The sequence below is a fragment of the Acidiphilium cryptum JF-5 genome, from assembly GCF_000016725.1.
Lineage (GTDB): Bacteria > Pseudomonadota > Alphaproteobacteria > Acetobacterales > Acetobacteraceae > Acidiphilium > Acidiphilium multivorum.
In genome coordinates this window covers 1,094,624-1,114,880 of sequence record NC_009484.1, presented here as the reverse complement: position 1 = coordinate 1,114,880, position 20,257 = coordinate 1,094,624, and the positions used below count along the sequence as shown (strand labels likewise).

Genomic DNA, 20,257 nt, shown 5'->3' with positions numbered 1-20,257 from the left:
CATGATTTCCGTATCGCGATCCGCGCGAGTGTGGTGATATGCGGTTCCGCCGCATGGCTCGTATGCGGCGAGATCGTGGAGCAGGGCCATGAACGGAAGGGCAGCGAACGCACAAAGGGGCGAGGAGCGGCGACCGCTTTCGGTCGGCATCCTGCTCGCCCATGACTTCACCCTCTCGGCGCTGTCGATGTTCGTCGACACGCTGCGGCTCGCCGCCGACGAATCGGATTTCTCGCGCCCGATCCATTGCCGCTGGACGATCATGTCCGACAGCGCCGCGCCGATCCGCGCGAGCTGCGGGGTGCAGGTGCTGCCGGGCGCGACCTTCCTCGACCCGGCCGGGTTCGACTACGTCGTCGTGATCGGCGGGCTGCTGGCCGGGCTGAACCAGAACGCGGCACCGCTCTGCGCCTATCTCAAGCGCGCCGCCGCGGCGGGGGTGAAGCTGGTCGGCATCTGCAACGGCAGTTTCCTGCTCTGCCAGGCGGGGCTGATGCAGGGGCGGCGGGTCTGCGTGAGCTGGCTGCACTACCAGGATTTCCGCGCGGCCTTCCCCGACCACGAGGTGACCGGCGACCGGCTGTTCGAGATCGACGGCGACCGGATCACCTGCGCCGGCGGGGCCGGGGCGGCGGATCTCGCGGCGCTGCTGATCGAGCGGCATCTCGGCAGCCGGCTCGCGCAGAAGCCGCACCAGGTGCTGCAGCTGACGCGCACGCGCGGCGAGGGGGCGGTGCAGCCGCACCCGCCGGTGGCGCACGAGGTGGCCGACGAGCAGGTGCGGCGCGCGCTGCTGATGATGGAGCAGAACCTCTCCGACCCGGTGCCGATTGCGACCATCGCGCGGCGGCTCGACCTGTCGACGCGGCAGCTGGAGCGGCGCTTCGAATCGGCGCTCGGGCAACGGCCCTCGCTGCTCTACCGCACGCTGCGGCTGCGTTACGCGCGCTGGCTGCTGGAGACGACGGGCCGCTCGGTCACGGATATCGCGCTGGAGGCCGGCTTCTCGGACTGCGCGCATTTCTCCCGCCAGTTCAAGGCGCTGCACGGGCTGTCGCCCTCGCAGATGCGGCCGGGCATGGCCGGGCGCGACGGCGGCGGCGCCGAGGCGGTCGCGATGCATGCGGGGCCGCGTCCGTTCTGATCCGCGCATGTGAGCAGCGCATGGCCGCCATGCGAGGGGGCTGCGAAATCGTTCTGGCGCGATGTCGCAAAAACGAAAGACGCTGATACACCGAACCGTCACATTCCGTCGCCGGGTTCTGACCCTTTTTGAAAGTGAACGCCATGGCGGATGTCGCTTCCCCTGCACTTCGTGACCTCGTGGCCCGGCGCCGCCGCGGCTACATGCTGGAGCGGGATTTCTATACCGATCCGGACGTCTTCCGCGCCGATCTCGAGTACATCTTCAACCGGCACTGGATTTTCGTCGGCGTGGAGCCGGATGTTCCCGAGCCGGGCGACGTGATGACGCTGAAGATCGGCGACAACGACATCCTGATCTGCCGCGACGACGACGGCGCGATCCACGCCATGCACAATGTCTGCCGGCATCGCGCGGCACGGCTGGTCTCGACCGAGAAGGCGACGGTGGGGCGGCTGGTCTGCCCGTATCACGCCTGGACCTACGGGCTGGACGGCGCGCTCGTGCATGCCGAGCACATGGGCGAGGATTTCGATCATTCCTGCCACGGGCTGAAGAAAATCCATCTCCGCTCGCTGGAGGGGCTGCTGTTCGTCTGCCTCGCCGAGGAGCCGCCGGCGGATTTCGACGAGATGGCGCGGATCGTCGGGCCATATATAGCGCCGCACGAGATCGCCAACTGCAAGGTGGCCCAGCAGATCGACCTGATCGAGGAGGGCAACTGGAAGCTGACGATGGAGAACAACCGCGAGTGCTATCACTGCGCGCTGAACCATCCGGAGCTGACCACCTCGATCTTCGAGTTCGGCTTCGGCTTCGATGCGCGCGAGGACGACCCGGCGCGCGCGGCGCTGCGGCGGAACTATGACGACATGGTCGCGCAGTCGTGCAGCGCCTGGGCGGCGAGCGGGTTTCCCTCCGAGGAGATCGGCCATCTCGACGACATGGTCTCGGGATTCCGGATCGGCCGGATGCCGATGGACCGCGATGGCGAATCGCAGACGCTGGACACCAAGGTGGCGAGCCGGCGCCTGCTCGGCCAGGCCAAGGAGAAGCGGCTCGGCGATCTCTCGTTCCATACCCAGCCGAATTCCTGGCACCATTTCATGAGCGACCACATTGTGACCTTCTCGGTGCTGCCGCTCTCGCCGGACCGCACGCTGCTGCGCACCAAGTGGCTGGTGCATCGCGACGCGATCCAGGGCGTGGATTACGACCTCGAGAACCTGATCCGGGTGTGGCGCGAGACTAATCTGCAGGATGGCGCGCTGGTCGGCCTCGCGCAGGCGGGGGCGTCGGGCGCCGGCTATGTGCCGGGGCCGTATTCGGCGGAAACCGAAGGCCAGGTCGAGGCTTTCGCCAACTGGTATGTCCGCCGCATGGCGGCGCATCTCGGGATCGAGCCGGCGCGATGAACATGACGCCGGCCGAGCGCTGCCGTGCCGCGCGCGACGGCAGCCTGTCCGTCTGGGACCCTGAGGTCGACGACGTGCTGGTCTGCGTCGATGCGCGGCTGGAGACGCACGACGTGCGGACCTTCACCTTCGTCAGCCGCACGCCGTCGCGCTTCAGCTACTGGCCGGGCCAGTTCCTCGTGTTCGACGTGCCGGTGGGCGGGGAGATCGTGCAGCGCTGCTACACGATCGCCTCCAGCCCGACGCGGCCGGACCAGATCTCGATCACGGTGAAGCGCAAGCCGGGCGGCGCGGTTTCGCCCTGGCTGCACGACAATCTGCGGCCGGGGATGGAGATCCGCGCGATCGGGCCGCTCGGGGATTTCAGCTTCGTGGCGACGCCGGGAGAAAAATACCTGTTCCTCTCGGGCGGTTCGGGAATCACGCCGCTGATGTCGATGACGCGGGCGCATCAGGACCTCGCACCGGATGCGGACATCGTGTTCATCCATTTCGCGCGGACGCCGGAGGACATCATCTTCCGCGACGAGCTCGCGGTGATGGCGCGGCAGATGCCGAACCTGCGGGTGATTCCGGTGTGCGAGGCGGATGGCGCCGGCGGGCGCTGGGGCGGGCCGCGCGGGCGGGTGACGCCGCAGCTGCTCTCGCTGCTGGCGCCGGATTTCGCCGAGCGCTGGATCTTCAACTGCGGGCCGCCGGTCTACATGCAGGTGGTGCGCGACGGGCTCGTCGGCCTCGGCTACGACATGCGGTATTACTACGAGGAGAGCTTCGATTTCGGCGTGCCGCCGCCGGTCGAGGAGGTGCTGGCCGCGCAGGGGGCGGAAACCTTCGAGGTGACGTTCAGCAAGTCCGGCCGGACGATCGGGGTGGCGCCGGGGCAGCATATCCTCGCCGCCGCGCGCGAGGCGGGCATGCGGCTGCCCTCGTCCTGCACCAAGGGCGTGTGCGGCACCTGCAAGAGCAAGCTCGTCTCGGGACGGGTGGACATGAAGCACCAGGGCGGCATCCGCCAGCGCGAGATCGACCAGGACATGATCCTGATCTGCTGCTCGACGCCGCTGACCGATCTCGTGATCGAACGCTGATGCCGCGGCCGCTGAACCCCGCCGCGCTGTCGCATTTCGGCTTCCTGCTGCTGCCGAACTATTCGATGATCGCGGTGGCCAATGCGATCGAGGCGCTGCGGATGGCCAATCGCTGCGCCGGGCGGGCGGTGTATCGGTGGAGCCTGCACGCGGTGGGCGAGACGCCGGTGACGGCGAGCAACGGGCTGAGCCTCGGCGCGGTGACGGCGCCGGAGTCAGGGCCGGCGCCGGATATCCTGTTCGTCTGCGGCGGGCTCGACGTGCGCTCGGCCGTGGGGCGGCCGGTGCTCGCGGCGCTGCGCCGCGCGGCGCGGGCGGGCACGCCGCTCGGCGCGCTCTGCACCGGCACCTTCGCGCTCGCCGCCGCCGGGCTGCTCGACGAGTATCGCTGCGCCGTCCACTGGGAGGACATGCCGGCGATGCGCGCCGAGTTTCCGGAGATCGAACTGGTCAACGAGCTGTTCGTGCTCGACCGCAACCGGCTGACCTGCACCGGCGGCACCGGGCCGCTCGACATGATGCTGGCGCTGATCGAGGCGCGGCTCGGCCGCAACGTGGCCGAGCATGTGCGGGCGATTTTCGTGCTCGACCGGATCCGCCCGAGTGCCGAGCGCCAGCCGCTCGACAAGGACGACCGCGGCCATGCCGGGCAGCCGATGCTGGCGCGGGCGATGGTGATGATCGAGGCGCGGCTTGGGGAAAAGCAGATTCTCGGCGAGATCGCGGGTGAGCTCGGCATTTCGCTGCGGCAGTTGCAGCGGCTGTTCCGCGCCCATGTCGGCGAGAGCCCGGCGGCGTTCATCCGGGCGCGGCGGCTGAAGCGGGCGCAGGGGATGCTGCAATCGCTGCGGGTGCCGGTGACCGATGTGGCGATGGCCTGCGGGTTCGGCTCCAGCACGCATTTCGCCAGCGCCTATCACGATTATTTCGGACATCCGCCGCGCGCCGAGCGGCGGCCGGGAGGCATTGCATGATCGCCCACGCCGAGGCGCTGTTCCGCCCGCTGACGATCCGCCGGACGACGTTCCGCAACCGGATCATGAGCACGAGCCACGCGCCAGGCTACGGCCGCGACGGCAAGCCGCAGGAGCGCTACCAGCTCTACCACGCGGAAAAGGCGAAGGGCGGCATCGGGCTGACGATGTTCGGCGGATCGTCCTCCGTCTCGCTCGACAGCCCGGCGGCGCCGTGGAACCAGATATCGGTCGCGGATGACAGCGTCATTCCGTATTTTCAACAATTTTCCGAACGCGTGCACGCGCATGGCGCGGCGCTGATGATCCAGCTCACGCATATGGGGCGGCGGACCCGCTGGGATACCGAGAACTGGCTGCCGACGCTTTCCGCCTCGCCGCGGCGGGAGCCGGCGAGCCGGTCGATCCCGCGGGAGATGGAGCAGGAGGATATCGACCGGGTGGTCGCCGATTTCGCGGCGGCGGCGAGGCGGGCGCGCGAGGGCGGGCTCGATGGCTGCGAACTCTCGGCGGCGCACGGGCACCTGGTCGACCAGTTCTGGTCGCCCTCGGTCAATCATCGCGGCGATGGTTATGGCGGGTCGCTGGAGAACCGGATGCGGTTCGGCTTCGAGATTCTCGAGGCGATGCGGGCGGCGGCGGGGGATGATTTCCTGATCGGCATCCGCATGTCGGGCGACGAGATGCTGGCCGAGGGGCTGAGCCACGAGGACTGCGTGGCCATCGCCGAGGCGCATGCGCGGCGCGGGCTGGTCGATTTCATCAACGTGCTCGGCGGGCAGGCGCGGGACCATCTGGCGCATGCGGTGTCGCTGCCGAACATGTCGTTTCCGGTCGCGCCCTTCCTGCCGCTGGCCAGCGCGATCCGCCGCGAGGTGGAGGTGCCGGTGTTCCACGCGCAGCGGGTCACCGACCTTGCCACCGCCGCGCGCGCGGTGGCGGAGGGACATGTCGACATGATCGCGATGACCCGGGCGCACATCGCCGACCCGCATCTCGCGCGCAAGCTGCAGGACGGGCGGGAGGACGATATCCGCCAGTGCGTCGGCGCCGGCTACTGCATCGACCGGATCTATACCGGGGCGGATGCGCTGTGCATCCAGAACGCCGCGACCGGGCGCGAGGCGACGATGCCGCACGTGATCGGCAAGGCGGCGCGGCGGCGGCGGGTGGTTGTCGTCGGCGGCGGGCCGGGCGGGCTGGAGGCGGCGCGGGTGAGTGCGGAGCGCGGCCACGAGGTGGTGCTGTTCGAGCGGGAGACGGCGCTTGGCGGGCAGATCAACATCGCCGCGAAGGCGGGATGGCGGGAGGCGCTGTCGGGGATTCCGCGCTGGCTCGGCGCGCAGGTGCGCAGGCTCGGCGTGGATCTGCGGCTCGGTGTCGCGGCGGATGCGGCGATGGTGCTGGCGGAACGGCCGGACATCGTGATTCTCGCGACCGGCGGCGTGCCCAATCCGGGCTTCATGGAGGGGGCGGAGCTGGTGACGACGACCGCCGCGATCCTGCGCGACGGGATCGCGCTCAGCGGTTCGGTGCTGCTCTATGACGGGATGGGGCAGCACAACGCCGCCTCCTGCGCCGAATTCCTGGCGAAGCGCGGCGCGCTGGTGGAACTCGCGACCGGCGACCGGATGGCGGCCGAGGAGGTCGGCACCACCAACCAGCCGATCCATCTGCGCGAACTCTACCGCCATGACGTGATCATGACGCCGAATCTCGACCTGCTCGCGGTGCGGCGGGAGGAGAACCGGCTGGTCGCGGTGCTGCGCAACACGATGGATCTCGCCGAGGAGGAGCGGGTGGTGGATCATGTCGTCGTCGATTTCGGCACGCTGCCGGATGACGCGCTTTATGATCCGCTGAAGGCGGGGTCGGTCAACCGGGGGCGGATCGATGCCGGCGCGCTGGTGGCGGGGCGGGCGCAGCCCTGGCCGGAGGACGGATACGCGCTGTATCGCATCGGCGATGCGGCGGCGGGACGCAACATCCACGCCGCGATCTACGACGCGCTGCGCCTCTGCAAGGATTTCTGATGGCGGGCCTGTTCGTCCTGCTGGCCTGGCTGCTGCTGGCCGGGGTGGTCGCGCAGGGGCTGCGTCTCGCCGCATCGTGGCGGCGGGGCGGGGCGGCGCCGGTGGACTGGGCGCGCGGGCTGGCGGCGCTGCCGCGGCGCTATCTCGTGGATGTGCATGGCGTGGTGGCGCGGCGGGCGGCGGCGGCGCGGATGCACCAGGCGATCGCCGGGGGCTTGCTCGGCGGCACCGCTCTGGTGCTGCTGGGCATCATCCCGGCGCTGCGTGGCGCGGAAATGCTTTGGCTGCTGGCCGCGCTCGGCTTCGGCTTCGCGATTTTCGGCGCGCGGCTGGTGGCGCAGAGGCGGCAGCCGGCGCGGCCGGCGTCGCTCTCCGGCGGGGCGTTCCAGGGGCTGGCGCGGGATCTGGCCGCCTATGCGGCGGGCGGGTTCCTCGCCTCGCTCGGCATCCTGCTCGGGCTGTGGCTGCCGGCGCTGGCCGGGATCGGGCTTGCCGCCTGGGGCGGGGCGCGGCTGGTGGCGGGGATTGCGACCGGGCCGATGCGGCACGCGCTGGCCGGGGCGGTGCATCTCGCGGCACATCCGCGGCCGGAGCGTTTCGCGGGGGCGGCGGCGAGCGGGCTGTTGCCGGCGCAAAACTTCGGCGTGGCGGCGATCGGCGATTTCGCCTGGAACCGGCTGGCGGGGTTCGATGCCTGCATCCAGTGCGGGCGGTGCGAGGAGGCGTGCCCGGCCTTCGCCGCCGGGCAGAAGCTGAACCCGAAGGCGCTGATCCAGGACCTGGCGACGGCGCTGCATCCGGAGGCGCCGGCCTATGCCGGCTCGCCGCATCCGGGCATTTCGTCGCCGGGCCCGGTGCTCGGGCGGCTGCACGCGGAGACGCTGTTCGCCTGCACGACCTGCCGCGCCTGCGTATCCGCCTGCCCGATGATGATCGAGCATGTGGATGCGGTGGTCGATCTGCGGCGGCATCTGACGCTGGACGCCGGCGCGGCGCCGGGCAAGGCGGACCAGGTGCTTTCGGAACTGCGCTACGCGTTCAATCCTGGCGGGTTCGAGCCCGGGCGGCGGCTCGATTTCGCCGCCGGCGGGCTGCGCGTGCTGGGCGAGGGCGAGAGCGCCGACATCCTGCTCTGGCTCGGCGACGGGGCGTTCGACGCGCGCTATGGGCGGACGCTGCGGGCGCTGGTGGCGATCATGCGGGCGGCGGGGCTGGATTTCGCGGTGCTGGGGGAGGCCGAGCGCGATTGCGGCGATCTCGCCCGGCGGCTCGGCGACGAGGCGGGGTTCGAGCGCCTCGCGCGCGCCAATGTGGCGACGCTGGCGGCAAGGCGGTTCGGGCGGATCGTCACCGCCGATCCGCACGCGCTGCATGTGCTGCGGCAGGAATATCCGGCGTTCGGCGGGCATTATACGGTGCAGCACCATACGGCGCTGATCGACGAGCTGATCGGCACCGGCGCGATCCGGCCGGAGGCGGCATCCGGCGGGACGGTGACCTATCACGACCCGTGCTATCTCGGCCGCTATAACGGCGAGTATGACGCGCCGCGGCGGGTGCTGGGGCGGATCGGCCTGGCGGTGAGCGAGATGGAGCGCCATGGCGCGGCCTCGTTCTGCTGCGGCGGCGGGGGCGGCGCGCCGGTTTCGGACATCGCGGGGGAGCGGCGGATTCCCGATCTGCGGATGGCGCAGGCGCGGGAGACGGGAGCGGACATCGTCGCCGTGGCGTGCCCGGGCTGCACCGCGATGCTGGAGGGGGTGACAGGCGCGCGGCCCGAGGTGCGCGACATTGCCGAGCTGGTGCACGCGGCGATGGCCACGGTGCCGGCGGAGGCGCGGGCGTGAGCGCGAAGCGGCGCGATCCCCGGGCCGAGCGCGCGGCGGTGGTGGTGGCCGAGGCGCCGCGCCGGCGGATCGACCGGACGCATCGCGGCGGGGCGGTCGCGCAGGGCGCCACGGTGGCGCCGGCGGCGGCGCCGGTCGTGACGATCGCGGACCCGGCCTATCTGGTGTTCGCCGTGGTGGAGATGGCGGGCGGCGTGCTGTCGCGCCATGACCGGCAGGTGCTGGGGGCGGCGCGGCTGCTCGATGGCGGCGGGACGGCGGCGGTGGTGCTGCTGGCGCCGGGCCTGCCGGAGGACGCCGGTGCGGCGGGGGCGGACCGGGTGATGGTGCTGGCGGAGCGGGACGATCCGGCGGCGCTGGCGGCATCGGTCGCCGCCGCGATCCGGGCGCATGGGCCGCGCCATGTGGTGTTCGCCGAGAGCGCGGATGGCGGGGATCTGGCGCGGCGGGTGGCGGCACTCTGCGACGAGGCGCTGTTCGATGCGGTCGAGAGCCTGTCGGCGCGGCAGGCGATCCGCCCGGCTGCCGCGGGGCGGGCGGAATGGCGGGCGGCGCCGCCGCGTCTGCTGAGCATCGCGGCCGACCGCATCGCGCCCTGGCGCGGGGCGGCGCATGCGGCCGAGCCGGTCGATCCGCCGGCCGATCCGGCGAGGGATGCGGCGCTGGCGGTGCGGCTGTCGCCGCTGCCGGTGGAGGCGGCGAATGTGCGGCTGGACGAGGCGGGATTCGTGATCGCGGCGGGGAACGGGGTGACGGATTTCGCGGGGTTTCTCGATCTCGCGCGCGCGCTCGGGGCGACGCCGGGGGGGAGCCGGGTGGTGTGCGACGCCGGCGCGTTGCCGCGGGCGATGCAGGTCGGCGCGTCGGGCACCGTGCTCAACGCCGACTGCTACGTGGCGTTCGGGATTTCCGGCGCGCCGCAGCATCTGCAGGGGATCGGCACGGTGGAGCATGTGGTCGCGGTGAATACCGACCTGCACGCGGCGATGATCGCGCGGGCGGACCTGGCGGTGGTCGCGGATGCGCAGGCGGTGCTGCCGGCGCTGCTCGCGCTTCTGGGAGCCGAGGCATGAGAATCGTCGTGCTGCTGTCCGCCGGGCGGCATCCGGCGACGGGCGCGCCCTGCCCGGTGCCGGCGGAATTGCAGGCGATCGCGCTGGCGCGGCAGATCGCCGGGGCGGGCGGCGCGGTCGAGGGGCTGCATGCCGGCGGGCGCGACGAGGCGGTGCTGGACGCGCTGGGGCACGGGATCGACGGGCTGACGCTGGTTGCGGCCGGAGCGGCGGACGATCCGCTCGGCGCGCTGGTGGCGGCGCTGGAGGGAAGGATGCCGGACCTGATCCTCGCTGGCCGGCGCGGCCGGGGCGGGGCGGATGGCGGGCTGCTGCCCTACCGGCTGGCGCGGGCGCTGGGATGGCCGATCGTCGCCGATGCGATCGGGGCCGGGATTGCCGGCGGCGAGATGACGGTGACGCAGGCGCTGCCGCGCGGCGGGCGGCGGGCGGCCACGGTGCGCGGGGCGGCGGTGATCACCGTGCATCCGGCCGCGCCGGCGGCGCTGCCCTATGTGCATCGCGCGCGGCTGGCGGGACGGGTGAGCGAGGTGGCGGGACCGGCGGCGCTGCCGGCGGCGCTGCCGGAAGGAGCGGAAATCCGGCCCTACCGGGCGCGGCCGAAGCTGATCGGCGATGTCGGCGGCGGCGGTTCGGCGGAGGCGCGGCTGCAGGCGGTGAGCGAGACGCGGGATGCCGGCGGGCGGGTGATGCTGCGGCCGGCGCCGGACGAGGCGGCGGCGGCGATCCTCAATTTCGTGGCGCGGTTCAGGCCCCGCAAGGCCTGACGCCCGGAGCACCTTCCGATCCTGCGGGATGATGCCCGCTTCATCGATGTGGCAGAGCGCGACATCCGATCCGGGTGGATCGGAAAGCGCGTTTCATCGATATGACAGAGCGCTACATCCGATCCGGGTGGATCGGAAAGCGCTCTAGCACTCGATGAAATTGGCGGCGAGGCCGCCGAGCGAGGTTTCCTTGTATTTCGTGTTCATGTCGGCGCCGGTCTGGCGCATCGTGGCGATGACCTGATCGAGCGAGACGCGGTGCGAGCCGTCGCCGCGGGCGGCGAGGGAGGCGGCGCTGATCGCCTTGATCGCGCCGAAGGCGTTGCGCTCGATGCAGGGGATCTGCACCAGGCCGCCGACCGGATCGCAGGTCATGCCGAGATGGTGTTCCATGGCGATTTCGGCGGCGTTCTCGATCTGCGCGTTGGTCGCGCCGCGGGCGGCGGCGAGGCCAGCGGCGGCCATCGAGGCGGCGACGCCGACCTCGCCCTGGCAGCCGACCTCGGCGCCGGAAATCGAGGCGTTGGTCTTGAACAGGCCGCCGATCGCGGTGGCGGTGAGGATGAAATCGTGCAGGCCGGCGCGGCTGGCGCCGGGGCAGCTGTCGCGATAGTAGCGCAGCACGGCGGGAATGACGCCGGCGGCGCCGTTGGTCGGCGCGGTGACGATGCGCCCGCCGGCGGCGTTCTCCTCGTTCACCGCCATCGCGAACAGGCTGACCCAGTCCATCGGCTCGTGGGGTGCGAGATCGTTGCGGCTGGAATCGGCCTCCAGCCGGGCGCGCAGGGCGCGGGCGCGGCGGGTGACGCGCAGGCTGCCGGGGAGCATGCCCTCGGCGGCGAGGCCGCGCTCGATGGCGCTCATCATCACGTCGATGACCAGGTCGATATGGGCGGTGACCGCCTCCGGCGGGCGCAGCGCGGTTTCGTTGGCGCGGACGATCGCGGCGATGGACAGGCCGGTCGCCGCGCCGATGCGCAGCAGCTCTTCCATGGTGGCGAAGGGGTGGGGCACGTCGTCGGTGATGGCGCCGAGATCGGCCGGTTCGTCCTCGCGCAGCACGAAGCCGCCGCCGACCGAGCACCAGCGCTCGCGGGCGAGGAGGGTGCCGGCGGCGTCGTGCGCGGTGAGTTCCAGCGTGTTGGGGTGGCGGGGGGCGGCGGTTTCGAAATCGAAGACCAGGTCCGCCGCCGGGTCGAAGCCGATCTCGTGCCGGCCGGCGAGGGTGAGGCGGCGCGCCGCGGCGACGGCGGCGACCAGGGCGTCCGCCCGGTCGGGGTCGACGGTTTCGGGCGCCTCGCCGGACAGGCCGAGGATCACCGCCTTGTCGGTCGCGTGACCCTTGCCGGTCCAGGCCAGCGAGCCGAGCAGGGTGACAGTGACGCGCGCGGTGCGGGGCAGCAGATCGGCCTCGGCGAGAGTCGCGGCGAAGCGGTGCGCGGCGCGCATCGGCCCGGTGGTGTGCGACGAGGACGGGCCGATGCCGATCTTGAACAGGTCGAAGACGCTGATCATGCTTTGATGCTTCTGTTGCTTGATGGGGCTGGCCGCCTGGTCCGGCCGGATGGGTCGATCCGGCCGGGGGAAGCCCTAGTCGGGATACTCCCGCCCGATGGCGGCGAGAAGGCCCCAGAGATAGGGGGCGAAGGAGCGCCAGACCTCGATGTGGAAGCGGGTTTCGGCGGTGCGCCAGAGCACGATGTCGGCCTTGCCGAACAGGGTGCGGGTGGCCATGCCGACGGGGAAGGCGGCGAGGTCGAGATCGAGCGGGCAGAGGGCGTTGAGCATCGCCGTGCAGTCCGGCCCCTCGATCGAGACGCCGAGCTGGCGGTGGGAAATGTCGGCCAGCGCGTAGTCGCGCGGCGTGAGAGCCGCGGCCAGGGCGGCTTCGAACGTCTCCCAGGTGTCGGCGACGGGGGCGAGGAGCAGGAACTCGTCCGGTCCGAGGCGGATCGCGGTGCGGGCGCCGGACTCGGTGGCGCGGTTCATCCCGAGGGCGAGATCGACCCCCAGCGCCGCGCCGGCGGCCTCGACGGCTGCCGGCTTGACGCGCAGCGAGACGCGCGTGGCGCGGGGCATCTCGCGCACCCGGCGGTCGCCGACGAGGCCGGCGAGCGGGGAGGCGAGGCGGGTCTGCATCACGTCAGCCATCGAGCCTGGCTCCTTCACGGTCGTAGAATACCGGATCGGTGAGGCGGACCGGGATCGCGCGGTCCGCGAGTTTCACGTGCAGCGTGTCGCCGATGCGGTCGCGCCCGCCGCGCACCAGGGCGAGGGCGATGGAGCGGCCGAGCGTCTCGCTCCAGTAGGCGGAGGTGACGTGGCCGAGGATCTCGGCGGGCGGCGGCCGGCTGGGATCGGCGACGAGGTGGGATCCTTCCTCGAGCACGATATCGCCGGGCTCGGTGAACAGTCCGACGAGCTGCTTGCGCCCGGTCTGGCCGGCGAAGGCGGCGCGGTCGAGCGCGCGCTTGCCGACGAAATCGGGCTTCGCCTTGCCGATCGCCCAGGCGAGGCCGACATCGTCGGGCGTCGCCGTGCCGTCGGTCTCCTGGCCGACGATGATGTAGCCCTTCTCGGCGCGCAGAACGTGCATCGTCTCGGTGCCGTAGGCGGTGATGTCGTGCCGGCGGCCGGCGTCGAACACCGCCTCCCAGACGGCGCGGCCGTAATCGGCGGGGACGTTGATCTCGAAGCCGAGCTCGCCGGTGAAGCTGACGCGGAAGAGCCGGGCCGGGATGCCGGCGACGCGGCATTCGACCATGCTCATGTGCGGCATGGCGGCGCCGGAGATGTCCGCCCCCTCGACGAGCGGGGCGATCACGTCGCGCGCGCGGGGGCCCTGGACGGCGATGACCGCGTATTGCTCGGTGGTGGAGGTGAGCCAGACATCGAGCTCGGGGAACTCGGTCTGCAGGTAGTCCTCCATCATGGCGAGCACGCGCGGGGCGCCGCCGGTGGTGGTGGTGACGTGGAAGCGGGTGTCGGACAGGCGGCCGATCACGCCGTCGTCGATCACGAACCCGTCCTCGCGCAGCAGCACGCCGTAGCGCAGGCGGCCGGGTTTCAGCTTGGTCCAGGCGTTGACGTACATCCGGTTGAGGAACTCGGCGGCGTCCGGCCCCACGACCTCGATCTTGCCGAGGGTCGAGGCGTCGAAGATGCCGACGCTCGCGCGCACGGCGCGGCATTCGCGGGCGACGGCGCTGCGCATCGTCTCGCCGCCGCGCGGGAAGTAGCGGGCGCGTTTCCAGATGCCGACATCCTCGAACACCGCGCCCTGTTCCGCCGCCCAGTCGTGGATCGGGGTGTGGCGCTCGGGCTCGAACAGCGCGCCGCGGGCGTAGCCGGCGAAATAGCCGAAGGGGACCGGCGTGTAGGGCATGCGGAAGGTGGTGGTGCCGATCTCGGGGATCGGGCGGCCGAGCTCGGCCGACATGATGCCGAGCGCGTTCATGTTGGAGAGCTTGCCCTGGTCGGTCGCCATGCCGTTGGTGGTGTAGCGCTTGACGTGCTCGACCGAGCGGAAGCCCTCGCGCAGGGCGAGCGAGATGTCCTTCGCGGTGACGTCGTTCTGGAAGTCGATGAAGGCGCGGACCGAGCCGGGGTTGCGGCCGTGCGGCGTGGCGCCGAGGAAGCCGCCGGTGGCGGCGGGGGCGTTGGCGACCGCGATCGCCGCGGCGGGCGGGGCGGTGAAGCCGGCGGCGGCGGCCGCCGCCTCGCCGGCGGCGCGGCCGGAGGCGAGGGCGTCGGCCAGCGAGGTGGTGCCGGCGGCGGCACCGGCGGCGCGGCAGGCCTCGGCCGGCTCGCCGGGGATGAAGGCGTCGAGCGCGGGATCGAAGCGGAGCTTGCCGCGGCTCTGCGAGAAGAGATGCACGCTCGGGGTGAAGCCGCCGGACATCAGCACGAGGTCGCAGGAGAGGCGCTCGCCGGCGCCGCCATCGCGCCGCGCGATGGTGGCGGCGGTGACGCGCAGCCGCCCCTCGGTGCCGGTGAGGGTGCAGCCGGGGCGGACCGGCAGGCCGGCGGCGCGGGCGGCCTCGACCAGTTCGCCGGACGGATCGGGGCGGAGATCGGCGATCGCGGCGATGCGGGCGCCGGCGCGGTGCAGGGCGAGGGCGGCGGCATAGGCGGAATCGTGCGCGGTGAAGACGACGGCGTTGCGGCCCGGCAGCACGCCGTAGCGGGTGACGTAGGTGCGCGCGGCGTCGGCCAGCATGATGCCGGGGCGGTCGTTGTCGGGGAAGGCGAGGGGGCGCTCGATGGCGCCGGTTGCGATCACCACCTCGCGGGCGCGGACCTGCCAGAGCCGGCCGCGGGGCTGGGTGTCGTCGGGTTCGCCGAGATGATCGGTGAGGTCCTGGGCGAGGCCGATCATGTTGTGCGGGAAATAGCCGAAGGCGATGGTGCGCGGCAGGATGGTGACCTGGCCGGCGGCCTGCAGCCAGCTCAGGCGGGTGGCGAGGAAGCTCGCGGCATTGGTGCCATCGAGCGTCGCATCCGTCTCGGCGAGGAGGGCGCCGCCAAGCTCGGCCTGTTCGTCGCACAGGATCACCCGCGCGCCGGAGGACGCGGCGGCGAGGGCGGCCTCGATGCCGGCGGGGCCGGCGCCGACCACCAGCACGTCGCAATGGGCGTAGCGCTGGGCGTAGCAGGCGGCGTCCGCCGCCTCCGGGGCGCGGCCGAGGCCGGCCATGGCGCGGATGCGCGGCTCGAAGAACCGCGTCCACGCCGCTTTCGGCCACATGAAGGTCTTGTAGTAGAAGCCGGCGGGGATGAATTTCCAGAACAGGTCGGTGAGGCCGGCGAAGTCGCGTTCGAGCGAGGGGGAGCGGTTCTGGCTTTCGGCGACCAGGCCGTCATGCAGGACGACCTGGGTCGCGCGCAGGTTGGGGGTGTAGTGCCCCTCGTCGCGGCCGACGCCGACCAGGGCGTTCGGCTCCTCGGCGCCGGCGGTCAGGATGCCGCGCGGACGGTGATACTTGAAGGAACGGCCGACCAGGTGGACGCCGTTGGCGAGCAGGGCCGAGGCCAGCGTGTCGCCCGGATGGCCGGCATAGGCGCGGCCGTCGAAACGGAAGGCGAGGGTGCGGGAGCGGTCGATCCGCCCGCCCTCGGCAAGCCGGAAGCTCTGGCTCATCGTGCGGCTCCGCGGTCGATCATGTCGGTGTAGGTGTTGCGGCGGAGGTTGAAGAAGCGGCCGCAGCCATGGGCGTGGCGCCAGCGTTCCTCGAAATCGCCGCGGGCGTTGCGGCGGATGTAGAGATAGTCGGTCCAGTCCGCGTCATCGACGGCGCGCGGGTCGGCGGCGCGGACGCGGTGGGCCTCGCCGCCATAGGCGAACTCGATTTCCGGACGGTCGCCGCAATGCGGGCAGGGGATCAGCAGCATGGCGGGACTCCTCAGTGCGCGACCGCGGCGGCGGCGGCCTCGTCGATCAGCCGGCCCTCGGCGAAACGCTCGAGGCTGAAGGGCGCGTTGATCGGGTGCGGTTCGTCGCGGGCGATGGTGTGGGCGAAGAGATCGGCGGAGCCGGGCGTGGCCTTGAAGCCGCCGGTGCCCCAGCCGCAATTGACGTAGAGGCCGGGGACCGGCGTTTTCGCGATGATCGGCGAGCGGTCCGGCGTGACGTCGACGATGCCGCCCCAGTTGCGCAGCATGCGCATGCGGCGGAACATCGGGAACAGCTCGCAGATCGCCTCCAGCGTGTGCATCGAGATGTGCAACGCGCCGCGCTGGCTGTAGGAGATGTAGGCGTCCGTGCCGGCGCCGATGACCAGCTCGCCCTTGTCCGACTGGCTGATATAGGCGTGGATCGTGTTCGACATGACGACGCAGGGAAAGCACGGCTTCACCGGCTCGGAGACCAGCGCCTGCAGCGGGAAGCTTTCGAGCGGCATGCGCAGCCCGGCCATCGCCATCACCACCGAGGTGTTGCCGGCGGCGACGACGCCGACGCGCTTCGTCGCGATCGGGCCGCGGGTGGTCTGCACGCCGCTGACGCGGCCGGCGGCGTCGCGGTCGATGCCGGTGACCTCGCAGTTCTGGATGATGTCGACGCCGAGGGCGCTGGCGGCGCGGGCATAGCCCCAGGCGACGGCATCGTGCCGCGCCGTGCCGCCGCGCCGCTGCAGCGCGCCGCCGGTGACCGCGTGGCGCATGCCGGGGGCGATGTTCAGCGGCGGGCAGAAGGCCTTCGCCTGTTCGGGGGTGAGCCATTCGTTGTCGACGCCATTGAGGCGGTTGGCGTGGACGTGGCGGCGGAAGACCTGTTCGTCGTGCACGTTGTGGGCGAGCATCAGCACGCCGCGCTGCGAGAACATGACGTTGTAGTTCAGGTCGGCCGAGAGGCCTTCCCAGAGTTTCAGCGCGTGGTCGTAGAGTGCGGCGCTTTCGTCGAACAGGTAGTTCGAGCGGATGATGGTGGTGTTGCGGCCGGTGTTGCCGCCGCCGATCCAGCCCTTTTCCAGCACGGCGATGTTGCGCATGCCGTGCTTGCGGGCGAGGTAGTAGGCGGTGCCGAGGCCGTGGCCGCCGCCGCCGATGATGACCGCGTCATAGCCGGGCTTCGGGGCGGCATCGCGCCACTGGGCCTGCCAGCCGGCCTGGCCGTCGAGCGCGCGCCTGATGAGGGCAAGGGCGGAAAAACGCTGCATTGAAAACTCCTGTCGGCAGTGACAATGCCATGCCGGACCGCGCCGCACATCGCGCGATACGCCGCCGGGGTTGTATCGAAGCGACATGCGTCTGATCATTTCCGCCGTGCCGCTCACCGGCTGTCAGCGCTGGGCGGTTTGCCAGCGTTCGGCGCGATGGAACGGCGCGTTGCTCGGCGGCAGCGGGTCGCGGCCGCGGATGTGGTCGGCCGCCTTCTCGCCGATCATGATGGTGGGCGCGTTGAGATTGCCGTTGGTGATGCGCGGCATGATCGAGGAATCGGCGACGCGCAGGCGCTCGACGCCGATGACGCGGGTTTCGGGATCGACCACCGCGAGCGGATCGGCGGCATCGCCCATGCGGCAGGTGCCGCTGGGGTGGTAGGCGCTTTCGACGGCGCCGCGGATGAAGGCGTCGATCTCCGCATCGGTGGTGACATCGGCGCCAGGGGCGATTTCGGCGCCGCGAAAGGGAGCGAAGGCCTCCTGCGCGAAGATCTCGCGGGTGAGGCGCACGCAGGCGCGCATGTCCGCCCAGTCCTGCTTCTCGCTCATGTAGTTGAAGAAGATCCGCGGCGGGGTTGCGGGATTGCGGTCGCGCAGGCGGACCCAGCCGCGGCTGTTCGAGCGCATCGGGCCGACATGGGCCTGGAAGCCGTGCTGGGTGGCGTGGGCGCGGCCATCGTAGCGGATGGCGACGGGGAGGAAGTGATACTGGATGTCTGGGTATTCGACGCCGGGGCGCGAGCGGATGAAGCCGCAGCTCTCGAAATGGTTGGTGGCGCCGAGACCGTCGTGGAACAGCAGCCAGCGCAGGCCGATCATCGCCTTGGCGAGCGGGTTCATCGCCGAATACAGCGTGATCGGCCGGGTGCAGGCGACCTGGAAGTAGAATTCGAGGTGGTCCTGCAGGTTCTCGCCGACACCGGGACGGTCGGCCACGACGTCGATGCCGAGCGCGGCGAGTTCGGCGGCGGGGCCGATGCCGGACCGCTTGAGCAGTTGCGGCGAGTTGATGGCGCCGGCGGCGAGGATCACCTCGCGGCGGGCGCGGGCGACGATGTCCTGCCCGAAGCGGCGATAGGCGACACCGCTGGCCGCCTTGCCGGCGAAGACGATGTGCGAGACCAGGCTGCGCGCGTGCAGGGTGAGGTTGGGGCGGTTGCGGATCGGCCGCAGATAGGCGTTCGCCGTGCTCCAGCGGCGGCCGCGATGGACGGTCATGTCCATCCGGCCGAAGCCTTCCTGCTGGTAGCCGTTGACATCGTCGGTGACGGGGTAGCCGGCCTGGCGCCCGGCCTCGATGAAGGCGCGGTAGAGCGGGTTGGCGAGGCGGCCGTAGCTGGTGTGCAGCGGGCCGGAATCGCCGCGATAGGCGTCGCCGCCCTCCGCACGGGTTTCGGCGCGGCGGAAATAGGGCAGCACGTCGCGCCAGCCCCAGCCGCGCGCGCCCATTTCCTCCCAGTGCTCGAAATCCATCGCGTTGCCGCGGATGTAGACGAGGCCGTTGATCGAGGAGGAGCCGCCGAGCACCTTGCCGCGCGGCGTGTGCATCCGCCGCCCGCCGAGATGCGGTTCGGGCTCGCTGTGATAGCCCCAGTCGTACTTCCTGGTGTTCATCGGGATCGACAGCGCGCTCGGCATCTGGATGAAGGGCGAGCGGTCGGAGCCGCCGAATTCGAGCAGCAGCACGGTGGCGTTGCCATCCTCGGTGAGGCGGTTCGCCATCGCGCAGCCGGCGGAACCGGCGCCGACGATGATGTAGTCGTATTCGCTGGGCATTTTCTAACGCCTCGTCAGTAAGGGGAGTCCACGGGCGCGAGGGCGACGTAGACGCTCTTGATCTCGGTATAGGCGTCGATCGCGGCGCGGCTGTTCTCGCGGCCGTAGCCGGACTGCTTCATGCCGCCGAAGGGAAGCTCGATCGGTGTGATATTGTAATGATTGATCCAGCAGGTGCCGGCTTCAAGGCGGGCGACGAGCGTGTGGGCGCGGGCGAGATCGCGGGTGAAGACGGCGGCGGCGAGGCCGTAGGGGGTGGCGTTGGCGCGGGCGATGGCGTCGTCCTCGTCGTCGAAGGCGAGGACCGACATCACGGGGCCGAAGATTTCCTCGCGCGCGATCGTCATGCCATCGGCGCAGCCGGCGAAGATGGTGGGTTCGATGAAGGTGTTGCCGGCGGGCACACCCTCGGTCCGGCGCTTTCCGCCGCAGACGAGGCGCGCGCCCTCGCGAAGGCCGGCCTCGATGAAGCCCATGACGCGGTCGGCGTGTTCGGGCGAGATCAGCGCGCCGATCTCGGTGGCGGGATCGAGCGGATCGCCGATGACGAGGCGCTGGGCGCGGGCGGCGAGGGTTTCGACGAAACGGTCGTGCACCGAGCGGTGGACGAAGACGCGCGTGCCGTTCGAGCAGATTTCGCCGGAGGAGTAGAAATTCGCCAGCATCGCGGCGGCGGCGGCGCTGTCGAGATCGGCATCGGCGCAGACGATGAGCGGGGATTTGCCGCCGAGTTCGAGGGTGACGCGCTTGAGGCTGGCCGCGGCTTCGGCGGCGACGGCTTTGCCGGTGGGGACCGAGCCGGTGAGCGAGATTTTCGCGACGTCGGGGTGGCGGACGAGGGCGAGGCCGGTTTCGCCGAAGCCGTTGACGACGTTGAACAGCCCGTCCGGCAGGCCGGCCTCGCGGTAGATCGCGGCGAGTTCGAACGCGGTCAGCGGGGTTTGCGGCGCGGGCTTGAAGATCACCGCGTTGCCGCAGGCGAGGGCGGGGGCGGATTTCCAGCAGGCGATCTGCAGCGGGTAGTTCCAGGCGCCGATCGCGGCGACGACGCCGAGCGGCTCGCGCCTGGTGTAGCCGAAGGCGGCGGGCCCGAGATCGACCGACTCGCCGGTGATCGAGGCGGCGAGACCGCCGAAATATTCGAGGCATTCGGCGCCGGAAATGACATCGACAACGCTGGTTTCGGCGATCGGGCGGCCGGTATCGAGCGTTTCGGTGCGGGCGAGTTCGTCGTTGCGTTCCCGCAATATCGACGCGGCGCGCAGCAGGATGCGCCCGCGTGCCGCCGCGGGGGTGGCGGCCCAGGCGCGCTGGGCCTCGCGCGCGGCGGCGACGGCGGCGGCGACGGTTTCGGCGTCGGCGATCTCGATCTCGGCCAGCACGCCGCCGGTGGCGGGGTTGCGGGTTTCGAAACGCGCGAGGCCGGCGCGCGACCACGGGCCGCCGGCGATGAAGTTGCGGCGGGGTTCGCCTGTCAT

General features: G+C 71.4%; 15 protein-coding genes. 8 read left to right on the top strand and 7 right to left on the bottom strand.

The annotated features are described in order from the left end of the window. The first annotated feature begins 88 nt into the window (after nucleotides 1-88). From ACRY_RS07470 to ACRY_RS07435, 8 genes are all read left to right on the top strand, one after another. Nucleotides 89-1,144, top strand: a complete 1,056-nt coding sequence (locus tag ACRY_RS07470; RefSeq protein WP_007422822.1) for a GlxA family transcriptional regulator — start codon at nucleotides 89-91, stop codon at nucleotides 1,142-1,144. Between the two features lie 143 nt (nucleotides 1,145-1,287). Next, on the top strand, nucleotides 1,288-2,559 hold the full coding sequence (locus ACRY_RS07465; protein ID WP_011941920.1) for an aromatic ring-hydroxylating oxygenase subunit alpha: 1,272 nt from the start codon (nucleotides 1,288-1,290) through the stop codon (nucleotides 2,557-2,559). Further along, entirely contained in the window at nucleotides 2,556-3,647 is a 1,092-nt protein-coding gene (locus ACRY_RS07460; protein ID WP_007422824.1) for a hybrid-cluster NAD(P)-dependent oxidoreductase, read from the top strand. Before ACRY_RS07465 ends, ACRY_RS07460 begins: the two co-directional genes overlap by 4 nt. Further along, on the top strand, nucleotides 3,647-4,621 hold the full coding sequence (locus ACRY_RS07455) for a GlxA family transcriptional regulator (protein WP_011941919.1): 975 nt from the start codon (nucleotides 3,647-3,649) through the stop codon (nucleotides 4,619-4,621). Before ACRY_RS07460 ends, ACRY_RS07455 begins: the two co-directional genes overlap by 1 nt. Beyond that, nucleotides 4,618-6,654, top strand: a complete 2,037-nt coding sequence (locus tag ACRY_RS07450) for an NADH:flavin oxidoreductase (RefSeq protein ID WP_011941918.1) — start codon at nucleotides 4,618-4,620, stop codon at nucleotides 6,652-6,654. The genes ACRY_RS07455 and ACRY_RS07450 overlap by 4 nt, the downstream gene beginning before the upstream one ends. Next, the gene (locus tag ACRY_RS07445; RefSeq protein ID WP_011941917.1) at nucleotides 6,654-8,501 is read left to right on the top strand and encodes a (Fe-S)-binding protein; all 1,848 of its coding nucleotides are present in this window, start codon (nucleotides 6,654-6,656) and stop codon (nucleotides 8,499-8,501) included. Before ACRY_RS07450 ends, ACRY_RS07445 begins: the two co-directional genes overlap by 1 nt. Next, a complete protein-coding gene (locus ACRY_RS07440; protein WP_011941916.1) occupies nucleotides 8,498-9,574 on the top strand; it encodes an electron transfer flavoprotein subunit alpha/FixB family protein in 1,077 nt (358 codons plus the stop codon). The genes ACRY_RS07445 and ACRY_RS07440 overlap by 4 nt, the downstream gene beginning before the upstream one ends. Beyond that, nucleotides 9,571-10,341, top strand: a complete 771-nt coding sequence (locus ACRY_RS07435; RefSeq protein WP_011941915.1) for an electron transfer flavoprotein subunit beta — start codon at nucleotides 9,571-9,573, stop codon at nucleotides 10,339-10,341. The genes ACRY_RS07440 and ACRY_RS07435 overlap by 4 nt, the downstream gene beginning before the upstream one ends. A 144-nt stretch (nucleotides 10,342-10,485) precedes the next feature. On the opposite strand, the gene ACRY_RS07430 is transcribed toward ACRY_RS07435, so the two are convergent. The 7 genes from ACRY_RS07430 to betB form a co-directional block, all read right to left on the bottom strand. Further along, nucleotides 10,486-11,856: an L-serine ammonia-lyase gene (locus ACRY_RS07430; protein WP_007421934.1), complete on the bottom strand. Its 1,371-nt coding sequence runs from the start codon at nucleotides 11,854-11,856 to the stop codon at nucleotides 10,486-10,488. Nucleotides 11,857-11,931: 75 nt separating this feature from the next. After that, complete coding sequence (locus ACRY_RS07425; protein ID WP_011941914.1) at nucleotides 11,932-12,492, bottom strand: sarcosine oxidase subunit gamma; 561 nt, start codon at nucleotides 12,490-12,492, stop codon at nucleotides 11,932-11,934. Continuing rightward, complete coding sequence (locus ACRY_RS07420; protein ID WP_011941913.1) at nucleotides 12,485-15,481, bottom strand: sarcosine oxidase subunit alpha family protein; 2,997 nt, start codon at nucleotides 15,479-15,481, stop codon at nucleotides 12,485-12,487. Before ACRY_RS07420 ends, ACRY_RS07425 begins: the two co-directional genes overlap by 8 nt. After that, nucleotides 15,478-15,732 (bottom strand): sarcosine oxidase subunit delta, encoded by a 255-nt coding sequence (locus ACRY_RS07415; protein WP_011941912.1) that lies wholly within the window; start codon nucleotides 15,730-15,732, stop codon nucleotides 15,478-15,480. Before ACRY_RS07415 ends, ACRY_RS07420 begins: the two co-directional genes overlap by 4 nt. An 11-nt stretch (nucleotides 15,733-15,743) precedes the next feature. Further along, nucleotides 15,744-16,997, bottom strand: coding sequence for a sarcosine oxidase subunit beta family protein (locus ACRY_RS07410; RefSeq protein ID WP_011941911.1), 1,254 nt, complete (start codon nucleotides 16,995-16,997; stop codon nucleotides 15,744-15,746). A 123-nt stretch (nucleotides 16,998-17,120) separates the two neighbouring features. Then, complete coding sequence (gene betA, locus ACRY_RS07405; RefSeq protein WP_011941910.1) at nucleotides 17,121-18,779, bottom strand: choline dehydrogenase; 1,659 nt, start codon at nucleotides 18,777-18,779, stop codon at nucleotides 17,121-17,123. A gap of 14 nt (nucleotides 18,780-18,793) precedes the next feature. Continuing rightward, nucleotides 18,794-20,257 carry a betaine-aldehyde dehydrogenase gene (gene betB / locus ACRY_RS07400; RefSeq protein ID WP_011941909.1) on the bottom strand — a complete coding sequence of 488 codons (1,464 nt, stop codon included), beginning with the start codon at nucleotides 20,255-20,257 and terminating at the stop codon, nucleotides 18,794-18,796.